The organism is Lysinibacillus sp. FSL M8-0216 (genome assembly GCF_038595555.1).
Taxonomy (GTDB): domain Bacteria; phylum Bacillota; class Bacilli; order Bacillales_A; family Planococcaceae; genus Lysinibacillus; species Lysinibacillus fusiformis.
In genome coordinates, this window is the sequence record NZ_CP152007.1 from 1,999,801 (window position 1) to 2,012,724 (window position 12,924).

At 37.0% G+C, this 12,924-nt stretch carries 13 protein-coding genes; 10 read left to right on the plus strand and 3 right to left on the minus strand.

Going from position 1 to position 12,924, the window contains the following annotated elements:
* Positions 1-15 precede the first annotated feature (15 nt).
* Complete coding sequence (locus MKX57_RS09585; RefSeq protein ID WP_342550981.1) at positions 16-468, minus strand: NUDIX domain-containing protein; 453 nt, start codon at positions 466-468, stop codon at positions 16-18.
* A gap of 96 nt (positions 469-564) precedes the next feature.
* On the opposite strand from MKX57_RS09585, the gene MKX57_RS09590 reads away from it, so the two are divergent.
* Positions 565-1,062 (plus strand): hypothetical protein, encoded by a 498-nt coding sequence (locus MKX57_RS09590; protein WP_008175908.1) that lies wholly within the window; start codon positions 565-567, stop codon positions 1,060-1,062.
* Positions 1,063-1,132: 70 nt separating this feature from the next.
* Here MKX57_RS09590 and MKX57_RS09595 read toward each other — a convergent pair whose 3' ends face one another.
* Positions 1,133-2,305, minus strand: a complete 1,173-nt coding sequence (locus MKX57_RS09595) for a multidrug effflux MFS transporter (protein ID WP_342551119.1) — start codon at positions 2,303-2,305, stop codon at positions 1,133-1,135.
* Between the two features lie 369 nt (positions 2,306-2,674).
* Here MKX57_RS09595 and MKX57_RS09600 point away from each other — a divergent pair, with 369 nt between their 5' ends.
* The 8 genes from MKX57_RS09600 to MKX57_RS09635 all read left to right on the plus strand — a co-directional run bounded on the left by MKX57_RS09600 (position 2,675) and on the right by MKX57_RS09635 (position 10,474).
* On the plus strand, positions 2,675-3,214 hold the full coding sequence (locus tag MKX57_RS09600; RefSeq protein ID WP_171366063.1) for a GNAT family protein: 540 nt from the start codon (positions 2,675-2,677) through the stop codon (positions 3,212-3,214).
* A gap of 129 nt (positions 3,215-3,343) precedes the next feature.
* Positions 3,344-3,574, plus strand: a complete 231-nt coding sequence (locus tag MKX57_RS09605) for a hypothetical protein (protein WP_141395395.1) — start codon at positions 3,344-3,346, stop codon at positions 3,572-3,574.
* A gap of 786 nt (positions 3,575-4,360) precedes the next feature.
* Positions 4,361-5,197, plus strand: a complete 837-nt coding sequence (locus MKX57_RS09610) for a DUF2268 domain-containing putative Zn-dependent protease (RefSeq protein WP_342550982.1) — start codon at positions 4,361-4,363, stop codon at positions 5,195-5,197.
* A 231-nt stretch (positions 5,198-5,428) separates the two neighbouring features.
* On the plus strand, positions 5,429-5,962 hold the full coding sequence (locus tag MKX57_RS09615) for a helicase (RefSeq protein WP_090003164.1): 534 nt from the start codon (positions 5,429-5,431) through the stop codon (positions 5,960-5,962).
* Between the two features lie 16 nt (positions 5,963-5,978).
* Entirely contained in the window at positions 5,979-6,476 is a 498-nt protein-coding gene (locus MKX57_RS09620) for a GNAT family N-acetyltransferase (RefSeq protein WP_139150586.1), read from the plus strand.
* 301 nt (positions 6,477-6,777) lie between these two features.
* The gene (locus MKX57_RS09625; RefSeq protein WP_008175955.1) at positions 6,778-7,719 is read left to right on the plus strand and encodes a rhodanese-related sulfurtransferase; all 942 of its coding nucleotides are present in this window, start codon (positions 6,778-6,780) and stop codon (positions 7,717-7,719) included.
* A gap of 284 nt (positions 7,720-8,003) precedes the next feature.
* Positions 8,004-8,897 carry an SDR family oxidoreductase gene (locus MKX57_RS09630; protein WP_089984799.1) on the plus strand — a complete coding sequence of 298 codons (894 nt, stop codon included), beginning with the start codon at positions 8,004-8,006 and terminating at the stop codon, positions 8,895-8,897.
* A gap of 1,157 nt (positions 8,898-10,054) precedes the next feature.
* Positions 10,055-10,474, plus strand: a complete 420-nt coding sequence (locus MKX57_RS09635) for a YxiJ family protein (RefSeq protein WP_089984797.1) — start codon at positions 10,055-10,057, stop codon at positions 10,472-10,474.
* A gap of 111 nt (positions 10,475-10,585) precedes the next feature.
* On the opposite strand, the gene MKX57_RS09640 is transcribed toward MKX57_RS09635, so the two are convergent.
* Positions 10,586-10,981, minus strand: coding sequence for a hypothetical protein (locus MKX57_RS09640; protein ID WP_008175965.1), 396 nt, complete (start codon positions 10,979-10,981; stop codon positions 10,586-10,588).
* Between the two features lie 190 nt (positions 10,982-11,171).
* Between MKX57_RS09640 and nagZ the strand changes: the two genes are divergently transcribed.
* Positions 11,172-12,872, plus strand: coding sequence for a beta-N-acetylhexosaminidase (gene nagZ, locus MKX57_RS09645; protein ID WP_089984795.1), 1,701 nt, complete (start codon positions 11,172-11,174; stop codon positions 12,870-12,872).
* Positions 12,873-12,924: the final 52 nt, after the last annotated feature.

The following is a 12,924-nucleotide window of genomic DNA, read 5'->3' on the forward strand; positions in this document are numbered from 1 at the left end:
AATAGGCAGCCTTTGCTAATTGATATCACCTAAATAAATAGTTGTTTCTAGCCCTTGCACATATCGCTGAAGTTGTGGAATTAATGCTTTCGGATAAAGTTGGAACTCATGGAGCTTTGCCACTGAGACCCATTCAGTCCCAATTTGGTGACTATCTGGATTAGAGGGTTGGTGCAATTGTTCATGGAGCTGACATAGAAAATAATACTCTACTTGATGAACATCTGCGTCAAAGGCAGCATGCTCATGATTTTTTCCAATATATTCGCGGATAAAAAGAAGTTTTCCAATATGGACAGAAGCACCAATTTCCTCAAGGCATTCTCGTTGAAGTGTCGCATGAAATGTTTCACCATGCTCCTGTCCGCCTCCAGGACAAATATAAAAATATTCCTCTGTAATTTTATTTTTGATCAGCAATATTTCACCATCCACGAGGATGATGGCTTTGACAGAGTTTCTTATCATAGGAACCTCCCTAGGTTTGTTAATTTTTTATGATTATGACTAAAACGCTTCATGAATGTCTACCTTAATAAAAAGGGGAGATGAAGCGTGTATTCAATGTCCAATTTTAAAATACTTGTTGAAAAACAGACTGAAATTGATACAATTTATCAAAATTGTGATGATTTAATCCAATCAACGGTCACGCCGAAACTAGATGCTGAGGTCGATCAGTTTCTACAGCTCATTGAACAACATTTGACAGAGCAAGGCTTTAACATTACACAAACTTCTACAGGCCTAGTTGCCCATTTTCAAAAGGCGGTCATTAATGTCGATAAACATTCTAAGCATTTGGAACAATGCTTTTTTATCAATTTAAATAGCTACGCAGAGGATCAGGTGTCAATTGTGTTAGACATCTCACCTATTATGCTGCCTAAAATTTCAAATCAGCTAGATGGCTATACGGATATTATTGAGCAAATGACGGATAAGCTAAAGCAAGCTAAAAGTCTGGAGAAAGCCTGTACGAATCCTAAATTCCTTTATAAAACACAAAGTAATAAAGTGTTTCAATCCGCACAGGAAGTGGTCGAACACTATTTTCAATAAAAGAAGAAGCCACCCTCAGCAAACAGGGTGGCATTTTTGTTTAATTAGATAAGATGCCCGCTAGCATCCATTATCGAATATATTTTTTTGCACTAAACCACATCATGATCGTTAACACCAAGAAATAAAGAGGCATCGTCAGCAAGGATTCATTGTGAAGCAAACTCATACCAGATGTGATTACACTGACAAGCAAGTAATAGCCGAGACTAAAGATGGCACCTGCTGTCCCAATGACGTCCTGAAAGTCTACCAATGCTAGACTTAAACAATTAGGAAGGGCAATGCCCGAGCCTAACAGCAAGATAAAAATGGTAACCATGATGCTCATGGCTAGCATACTAATAGGCAATGGTAAAGTACAGACAATCATTAAAAGGAAAGCGCCCATCAACATCACGGAACAACCTATATAAATAATTTGTTGAGGTGGATGCGTGGCGATAAGTCGCTTAGAGATCATCGCTCCTAAAATCGAGGCCAATGCTACGATGATGCCAAGAAATCCATAGAGTCCAGGCGTCATCTGAAAGTGACCAATGAAAATAAAAGGTGCCTCCGCATAATAGCTAAATAGCACACCGTTAATGCCCCCGATGAGCAAACCATAGACAAGAACGGTCGGCGAAGCAAAAATGCGTTTGAGGACTGGCCAAATCGCTATTCTTTGCCTAGTAGCTGGTTGCGTTGTTTCAGGTAGTCTGGCATAGGCATAGATGAACAACCCTATACTCATGACCACAAGGACAAAAAATACTGCCCGAAAGCCGAGTGCTTGATCCACCCAGCCCCCAATTAAAGGTCCTACCGCAGGAGTAAACGCAATGACTGCGGAAATTTGTGCGAACATACCATGTCGTTTATTACCGGTTACACTTTCGCGCAAAATGGTTTGCGTAATAATAGAGCCAGTAGCAGCACCGAATGCTTGAATAAAACGACTGATGATTAGAATGGAGATAGTGTCCGCATAAAAACATAATGCGCTCCCTACTCCATAAAAAACTAAACCGCCTAACATGGCAGGTCTACGACCAATAATATCAGAAATCCATCCCCAGCAAAAAACACCTAATGCAAATCCAATAAAATAGATGCTTAAGGTTAATTGGACAGAGCTATTGGATACACCAAGTGCATCTGCAATGTCCGGTAGAGATGGTGTATAAATGGTTTCACTAATTTGTGGGAACGCCACAAGAACAATCATTAACAATAAAGATGGTACTGCCTGTTTTTTCAACATATTGCCCTCCTACAAGCAAATTCTACTTTGTTCGTTACAAGTAGAAAGCGTAGCTAGGGAACCGGCGGGACCATTATTAGAATACGTTCATAAGATAGCATGTTGAAATCACCTTTATATGCTTTAAGTAGGAGTGCATAGTCAGCTTTCTATTATAAACTATTTTATAATTTTTATATAGTAATAATTGCTATTTCTATTAAAATTTAAGAGAAATAACTTGTACAGAAAATGGAAATTTCATAAGATGGAATAAATATGTTTTCTCCAATAGGTAGATGAAATGGGAAAGCACATCATGACCAGTGAGCAAGACGCCATTATGCTTGATGGTTAAGGATAAGAAATGATGAAGGGGGAAGACCGATGTTTCCAATGTTAGAAACGGACCGACTTAAGTTAAGAGAACTGACGCAGGCTGATGTAGCTGCAATTTTTCATTGCCTTTCAAATGAGGAGGTCACACGCTATTATGGGCAGGAACCTTTTATAGAAAAACAACAGGCTGAACAGTTAATCAAGCATTTTGACAAAAACTACGAGGAAAAAAGAGGTATACGGTGGGGTATTGAGCTTAAAGAAACAGGAGAGGTCATGGGTACGATTGGCTATCATTTATGGTCTGCTCCCCATAAACGAGCGGAAATCGGCTATGAAATCCATCCAGATTACTGGCGTAAGGGGTACACAAAAGAAGCAATCCAGCAAGTAATCAACTATGGCTTTGAACACATGAATTTACAACGTATTGGAGCTGTCGTGTATGTAGAAAATGAAGCATCCAATCAGCTACTGCTAAAGCTAGGGTTTCAGCAAGAGGGAATTCTAAGAGACTATATGGTGCAAAAGGAAAAGGCATATGATACGTTTATCTATTCTTTGTTAAAAAAAGAACAGCCACAATAACTTCAATTAAATTAGAATCAGTGAGAAATCGAAAGAAAAGTTTGTTCATCTATTGGATGTTTCATGGAATACAAATGAATACTTCAAATAGGGATTGATATGTAACGATTTTTGGGGGTGATGCTAAAAATGTTTGATACAATCGTAGTCCTTATTTTAGCGATGCCATTATATGGGGTATTAATTTGGAGCTATTTCTACCCTCAAGAAAGCTTATTATGGGGAAAGCGATGGATGTACAAAGAAGAACCACAAATAGCAGATGGTGCTATTCGTTATATAAAAGTGGCATCTTTCATCAGTATTATCGGATTGACGCTAGTTTTCATTATTTTAATACTAACTCAATTTAGAAGGTGATTCTTCGTTGGGATTGTGATGTGGATGAATAGGTTTGTAGAGGTAGCAATAATTGATAATAAAGAGTTTATAAAGAATGTCAAAAGGCTACAACTCTCAACAATCGGGTGCTTTCCTTGAATAAGGAAAGTGTTTTTTATAAAGGGCCAGATTATTGAATAACATTTTTTATGACACGTACCAAACGACGCTTTGGGCATATAAGGGATTACAATGTTCGTATGATCTTCTTCAATTAATTAGGCATTTCAATTGAAATGTAACTTTATTCTATTTTTAAGAATTGTGAAAGCTGTAAGCCCAGCAATAAATATTTTTTTATAATTAGTCATTGTCAATTTTCCCTTTTATTAATGTACCTCCCAAAAATAGTTACATAATTCTATTTACAATATAATTTTACTCATTTTTTACAAGTATAGTAAATGTAAATTCCTGTTTTGAAACTATTATTATTTTTCTCAGAGTTGTTACTTTTGATAGCTAACGAATTATTCCTAAGACAGCCAAGCAACTCCCTTGTTCCAAAAATTATTTGTCTGTCATCTATGCCAATACTAATTATCGAATTGTTTCATTTTGATATAGATAGCCGAATTATAATCTCTATGGAGATTTTAAATAACAATAAAGTTGTTTATTCAACAAACGGGCCAGATTATGGAGTAACACCATAAAAATATCTGGATATTTATGTTAAAATTTAGGTAAAATTATGAAAGAATATACTTAAACTAAAGAGCCAGTTTAGTTTAAAAAAGAGATATTTTAATTGGGGGTTATTCTTTGAACAATATTGAGCTTATAAATTTAATTCCGAAATTCTTAGACTTTTACGAGAGAGCAAACCTTGAATGGTTGGACGATGAAGAACGATGGAAGATATGGAAAAAGCATTACAATTTTGCGGCTGTACCTCCAGGTGATGAAGGACAAAAGATTGCTAAATCCTTATTCTATGGGGCTTGGGAAAAATATAAAAAGAACATAAACTACATTGAAAATTGGAAAGAAAACCTAACAAAGGTTGAAAATTGTTTAAAAGAAGTAAAGACTTTATTAGGTTATGATAAGCCAATTAACTTAGTATTAATTTATTTTGTAGGTGGATTTGAAAATAACGCCTTTGTAGCGCCATATGACCAAGATCGATTGGCTCTGTGTATCCCAATTGAATGTGGAGACTCCGATATAACACTTTCTCACGAACTTACTCACGTTGTTCATTCTAAGACTGCAAACTTAACACCTAACTGGGAGAGAACCATTGCTTCAACAATTTTGCAAGAAGGATTGGCGACACAAGTAAGTAAGTTTATTGTCCCTGGTAAACCAGATGAAAAGTATATCGAACATAAGCAAGAATGGTTCAATTCTTGTAAATTGGTGAGGGAAGAAATTATAAAAGGAATTGTTCCATATTTAGATGATTCTTCTTCTGAAATTATTACAAAATTTACATTTGGCACTGGAACTACTAATCACGACAGGGAAGTATACTTTGTTGGCTGGGAGATAGTAACAGCTTTATTAGAACAAGGAGTCACATTTAAGGAGATTGCAAGTGTCCAAGAAGAAGAAATCCCAAATTATTTACGTGGGTGTTATTCTCTATTGAACTAACGAGGGCTTTAGTTGAATAACGATCTTCAACAATCGGGCGCAATTCTGCAACAAGAACTGTGCTTTTCTTCATACCGATTAGACTGTATATAAAAGATTCCGTGAACAAATATACTTAAGCTATAACAGCAGAGGAAAAGGATTTGAACGTCAATGGTAGCTTTTATTCATTTTCCATTATATGTATAATTAGGGTGTGTTATTTTTTTTATTATGTTAGGAGGGATACAAATGGGCATTTATCCTGATTGCCCTGTTATTGTTAAATCAATAGAAATTGGTGGACTAACAAAATGGCAGCTTATTCAAAAGTTACAAGAACATTCAATCTCGATGAATCATTATGGTGAGCAATTATTATCTGATGATCAATTTATTACTTCTGAAACAAAGTACAGCCTAAATACTGTTGAACTGGCTGTTAGGAATCTTGGTTTTCCTGATGGAGCTACTATGCCTCAGCTTATAAAACAAGCGAATAAACTTGGTTTGGAATTATGTCCACTTGAGGTTGGACCTTACGTAAGACTTGAATATTTAGACCAAGCTGAGGGAGATTTAGGGAATTCTCTACAACAACATCAAGCTCCTTCTGGATCCATCACAATAGCATCAGAGATAATACGTGATGATGATGATTTTCCTAAAGGATTTTACCTTAGAAAAATTGCCGGCGTACTATGGCTACGTGGTTATGTTGCTGACGACTTGCATATTTGGAATCCTGATGATCAATTTATCTTTAGGAAAACAGAGAAAATGTAAAGAAGGGGAAATAAGAATGATTGAATTACGAAAAATAACCGGTGAAAACATAGAAGAAGTCATAGCACTTGAGGTTGAAGAAAAACAGAAGGACTTTTTAGAAACTACGAATCTCAAAAGTTTTGCAGATGCTCATATGTTGAATACAGACGGGATACCAGCGACTCCCGTTGCCATTTATCTCGATGAAGTTGTGGTTGGGTTTATGATGTATATTTATGATACGTTAGATCATGAATCATTTGAAAATGAAGATTATTACGGAAAGAAGAGCTATTTTATATGGCATATGATGATTGACAAAAGGTATCAAAGGAAAGGATATGGCAAACTTGCCTTTGAAAAAATGTTGATGGAAATTGAACAGATGCCATATGGGGAAGCGAAGTATGTAACTCTCTTTTATCATACAAGCAATGCCAAAGCTAAAACATTATATGCTTCCTTTGGCTTTGTAGATACAGGCATCATTCAGGATCACTCGATGTTGGCGATAAAGCATTTAGAAAAGTAAATAACCTTAGCTTACTGAAAGTAATGAGGCTTCTCGACTCCTCACCAAATTTAATAGTTATACCCCAATCGGATGCTTTGAAATAAGAAAGCATCTTTTCTTTATGAAGCAGGCTAGATTGTGCAATAACACTTCTTGATAAAAAGGTTCGCTGACCAATTCACAAATTTATTAACAATATTTATAACTATTTCAGTCTAATTACCGATAGCATTTTAAGTGATTTTCCTTTATTGTTAATAGGTCGTAAAAGACACTATCAGGAATATCCTGCAAATATTGAAATGATAGGTGGAAAACAATGAATTATCAAGTTTTATTATATTACCATTACACAAAGATTGAAGATCCAGCTGTGTTTTCAGCAACGCACTTAGAAATGTGTAAAGAGATCGGTTTAAAAGGTCGTATTTTAGTAGCCAATGAAGGCATTAACGGTACTGTTTCAGGTACGATTGAGCAAACAGAGCAATACATGGCAAACATGCAAGCTGACCCATTATTTGAAGGTATTGTCTTCAAAATTGATGCGGCGGATGATCATGCCTTCAAAAAAATGCACGTACGCCCTCGACCTGAGTTAGTAAACTTAGGCTTAGAAGAAGACGTAAACCCGCATGAATTAACAGGTCGCTACCTGTCACCAGAACAATTCCTTGCAGAAATGCAGGATGAAAATACAGTCGTATTAGATGTGCGTAACACATATGAATTCGATGTCGGCCATTTTCGTGGTGCGATTCGACCAGATGTAAAAAACTTCCGGGATACACCGGAATGGGTACGTGAGAACCGCGAGTTATTCGAAGGGAAAAATGTGTTAACATATTGCACGGGTGGCATTCGTTGTGAGAAGTTTTCAGGTTGGATGAAACGTGAAGGCTTTGGTGATGTCGGTCAATTACATGGCGGTGTTGCAACATACGGAAAAGACCCTGTTGCGAAAGGCCAATTATGGGACGGACAAATGTATGTATTTGATGAGCGCTTAACGGTGCCCATCAATCAAGTAGAGCATGTGATTATCGGTCGGGATCATTATGACGGAGAGCCTTGTGAACGTTACATTAACTGTGCAAATCCTGAATGTAACAAACAAATTATCGCATCTGAAGAAAATGAAGCCAAGCATTTAGGTGGCTGTACAATTGAATGTACAAAGCATGAGCGCAACCGCTACATCGTGCGTCATAATTTAACAGAAGAACAAGTAGCCCAAACGATTGAGGCGTTACAAGTTTAAGTATGAACAGCTAGTTAAACATACAAAACAATATTAAATATCTTTCCCTCTACTAACTATATAGAGGGACTTAAAACACTCAGTGTAAGTGTTCGAACTATCCATTTCAAAATCGGACTAGTTTGCTCGCTTACATGGGGTGTTTTTTCTTTTGTAGGAAAAGAGTAAATGACTGTAGCTGTTTAGAGTAAATGATCACAGGGTATTCAAAAAATGTAACCGCATTTAATTAGTGCAAGCTCACAAAGTGTTTTTAAAATAATTAATATAGGAGATGATTGATAATGGCAAACCCACATCTAACCGACCCACGTAAGAAATATCATACGGGAAAATTCCCAGATCAAGAACAGAACACTCCAGCGCTACAGAATGAAATGAGCCCCAAACCTGACTGTGGAGAAGAATCATATAAAGGATACAATCGTCTGGAAGGGCGCAATGCCTTAATTACCGGAGGCGATTCTGGGATTGGTCGTGCCGCTGCTATTGCCTACGCACGCGAAGGGGCGAATGTGGCCATTCAATTCTTCCCGGGCGAAGAGGAAGATGCCAACGAAGTCAAAACATTAATTGAAAAAGAAGGCAGAAAAGCACTACTGCTACCATATGATTTACGGGAAGATGGTACTGCGACAGAGATTGTTACAAAAACAGTGGAAGCCTTTGGTGGATTGGACCTGCTGGTATTAAATGCTGCGCAACAAATCGCACAGCCATCTCTAAGTGACCTAACAATCAACCAAGTGCAAGACACTTTCAAAGTAAACATCATCAGCATGTTCGAGACCGTCAAAGCTGCTGAAGAGCATCTGAAGCCAGGAAGTGCAATTATTACCACCACATCAGTTCAATCTTTCGATCCATCCTCATCTCTCATGGATTATGCCGCTACAAAAGGTGCGATAAGCAACTTTATGGTATCCCTGTCCTCGTACTTTGCTTCTAAAGGTGTCCGTGTCAATGGTGTCGCACCTGGCCCGATTTGGACGCCGCTTCAGTTGGATAACGGGAAATTAGAAGGAGAAATACCTGAGTTTGGTCAAAATACTCCTCTCGGCCGTGCGGGACAGCCAGTAGAGCTTGCACCCGTTTATGTTCTTCTGGCCTCGGATGAAGGAAGCTATATCACCGGTCAGATATATGGGGTGACAGGCGGCAAGCCAATAGATTTGTAAGCTTGGGTATGTGATAAATAGACTCCCTCGAAATCAGTGATGTTTCTTAGACTACTACTTTAATAGGGCAAGGGAACGGATATTAGTTAGTAAACAAATAGAGCTAAGATATCCCAACTCGACAATGAATATTTGTATGGAATAATGTAGGAGGTAACAGTAGCTATCGTTATCAGGGAGGATCATAATAATCCTGCAAAATGAACTTTCTAAAGCTATTTAGAGTAGTACCATGAATTTAAACTTCGTCTCTTCTATAAGGCGGAGTTTTTATTTTTTTTGAATGGATAATTTACTTATAATTGGAACTTATACTCATTTTGACCGTATTAGAGTAAACGGACTATGTCAGTTAGAAGAGCTACATATAAAAAAGGAGAAAATGAAATGAATATTTATTTAGTACTATTACCAATGGTTAGTATGTTGATAGGTTTGTATTTAGTTTGTTTGGGACTCTGGGAATTAAGAGTTGGCATAGATAGGAAAAGATTTATAACCTTCTCATTTACAGGGCTATTTTTGATTTTTATATTACCGAATATGTTTAGTTTTTTAAATGTAATGGTTAATAACTTCTAATAAATATCTATTAGCGAATTGATTTATGGGGGCTTTACTTCCATATGGAGTAGAGTTTTTTCTACTAAAAGTAGCGGAGCAGGATAGTTGGACAAACCCAACGTTCAAAAGGCTTATTCTTTATATTTGAAAGGTTTCATTTAAATCATCGGGTTGCATTTTCTCATTCAATATCAGATGAAATTAAGGAATTAGAAGCCCAGTTACTTGAAATGCGGGCGAGATGTACTTTATTAACTGTGTCACCAGAGAATTTAGAGCAAAGAATAATATGTAGAAGAAATCCTCATGAATGGGAGGGGAAAACCTCAAAAGAAATGAAATTGGCATGTGAATTATTATTAGAACAACAACCAGCGTATAGGAGTCAAGCAGCAAATTCAATCATTCCTACAATTGAAATAAATACTGATAATAAAGATTGGGAATCCTACGCAAAACAAATTTACTTATTTAACGAATTGCTGCTTTAGTGCGGCAAGCATTTCAAGAACCTTCCCAAAAGAAGCTTAAGAACGTTTGTGCTTTGACTAAAAAATAAATTTGTTAAATGACACACTTATAGGGGCCGAAATATGGATAATATAATAAAAAAACTAGCTGAATTGGAAAATGAATTAAAAAAGCCATTTCCTACTAAGGATATTAATAAAATATGTGAGGATTATCGAACAGAATTTTTGAATTTACCTGATGTGGTAGATTTCTATGAAGATTTTCGTTACTACTGTGTGAACATATCAGGAACGTTAAGTTATGTTTTAGGCGATGTAATAAATCAAATTCCAGAGGGACAAATTGATATGCTATATAAGTCTTTTTTTGAATACTATAATCAATATGAATTTTTGGAAGGCCAAATAGCAAACTATCATCATTTTTTTCAAGAATATAAAACCCATGAACAAACGAGAAAATGGTTATTACAACTGTTGTCAAATAACCACTATCCATTTAAACGACAGAATCTATACACAAAAATAAATTTGAAATGAACTTGAAAATTTTTGTTATAGTTAGCCCATTCTGGATTATGTTTTCTGACGCAAGATCCACCGATATATGATAAACACCCTCATAGTTGTAATTATGAGGGTATTCGCTAATTATTTGACCAATGCTAGTAAAAACTGGTCTCGATCCGTTTCTTCCTGCATTTTACTATCTACTAACATCGCACCTGATTGAACTTTTGTCCTGTCATTGTCCACAAGGAATTGCATATTGACCTTTGTAACTTTATTATCAATGGAGCAATCTCCTTCGAACTCGACTACATCCTGTCTTTTCTGTGTTTCAAAATAAACCCAATACGGATTTTCGCAGGCAGCAGCAAAGCCATTTTCTAATGTTTTTGTACTATTTTCATAAGAATAGTTTTTTACATATGTAATATATTCATTGTCTGTAATATCCTTTTGTGGACCATAGAAGTACCAAAACACCCCTAAAATACCGATGGGTACAATCCACAATATATTCCTTTTACTTAATTTCCCCATACCTTGCCTCCCCCTTTATGAGAATATTTTAACATCTTCCTCCGCATTTTTGCTAGCTTACGATAATATTTTCTAAAGAGAGAGTTGTTTCTGTTGATTTCACATATTTTGAATTCATTCGTTAGATATGATAACGTTAGCTGGTAGAATGATATGCTACTACTAATGGTTGGATTGAGGAGGTTTTTTCATGCATAAAAGAAGACGTGGCTTTCTCGTATTTCTTGTGCTGATTTTAATGGGTTTGCTCTTTTTTATCGGTATGAAGATGAGACCAGCCACACAAACGACTAGAAATTCGGAGTCACCCCCAGTCCAAGAGCATAGCGATACTGCTACTGAGGGCGGCGATACCGGAAATCTTGACGTAGTCATTCAGGAAATTGTCAACCTAGCGGGAGAAGGGAAAGTACCTGATGTGCCATTTACCGCAGGGGAATCAGATAGTCGTACGGTTCATCAGCAATGGGGGGACCCTCAGCAAGTAATGGAGACCGCTAATGCACAATACGAAGATTTTCTTCAACAAGAGATAACGATTGGCTTTCAACGTACAAAAGCTTTCGATATCCGTTCGTTTAAAGCAAATATAAGGAATATTCATTTAGCAGATATTAAAAATAAGTTAGGCGAGCCGGATGAGGTCCGCTATTATCAGGATACAAAGACCGATCAAATTATTTTGGTGTATCAAGTGAACGCCAACTATCAACTAAAGTGGATTTTGCCAAAGCCGACTGACAATGAGGCCAATCCTGCTGTTCATCACATCTCTGTCTATACAGAAATAACGGATGAGATAGCAGAGACGATCAACCAGATGACATTGGATGAAAAGCTTGGTCAAATGATGTTTGCGGGTGTTTCAGGCACATCCCTTCAGCAAGAGACTAAAAGTTTGATTCGTGATTACAAGATTGGAGGATTGATTCTTTATGCCAATAATCTTGAAACACCACAGCAAACGGTCTCACTGATGAATGATTTGATGACAGCGAATGGGACTAATCGACTGCCACTATTCTTGGGAACTGACCAAGAAGGGGGGAAAGTAGTCAGGTTACCGGGGCCGTTAAAAAATTTCCCGACGAACCAAAAGATTGGGCAAATCAATCAACCACAATTCTCCTATGAGATTGGAAAATTGTTAGGGGAACAATTAAAGGCATTTGGCTTCAACCTAGACTTTGCCCCTGTCATGGATGTGAACAGCAATCCGAACAATCCGATTATTGGGGATCGTTCGTTTTCTAATAAGCCTGATATCGTTAGTCAATTAGGTATTCAGACCATGCAAGGTTTAGAAAGTCAGCAGGTGATTCCGGTCATCAAGCATTTCCCTGGTCATGGTGATACATCAGTAGATTCTCACTTAGAGCTTCCTAAAGTGTCGAAAAGTCTTGACGATTTAAATAAGCTGGAGCTTATTCCATTTAAAGCGGCCATTGATAAGGGTGTTGATGTGGTGATGGTCGGCCATATTTTATTACCTAAAATCGATCAACAATTCCCTTCATCGATGTCGAAGGAAATTATTACTGGGCTATTAAGAAATCAGCTTGGCTTTGATGGGGTTGTAATGACCGACGATATGACGATGAAAGCCATTACGAATCATTTTAGTATCGGGCAAGCTGCTGTAGATTCTGTGAAGGCGGGAAATGATATTATTTTAATTGCCCATGAATTCGCCAATGTCACAACGGCCATAGATGCATTGAAGGCAGCCGTAAAGAACGGAAAAATCTCAGAGCAGCAAATTAATGACAGTGTCCGTCGAATCATTCAGCTGAAAGAAAAATATCAGCTTGTGAATCATCCGGTATCAGCAGTGGATCTGAAGAAGCTCAATGCTCGTATGGACCAATTATTAAATACGTATATGAAATAAAAGAGAAAGGGATATACATATCGATATGTATGTCCTTTTTTGTGAATGATAG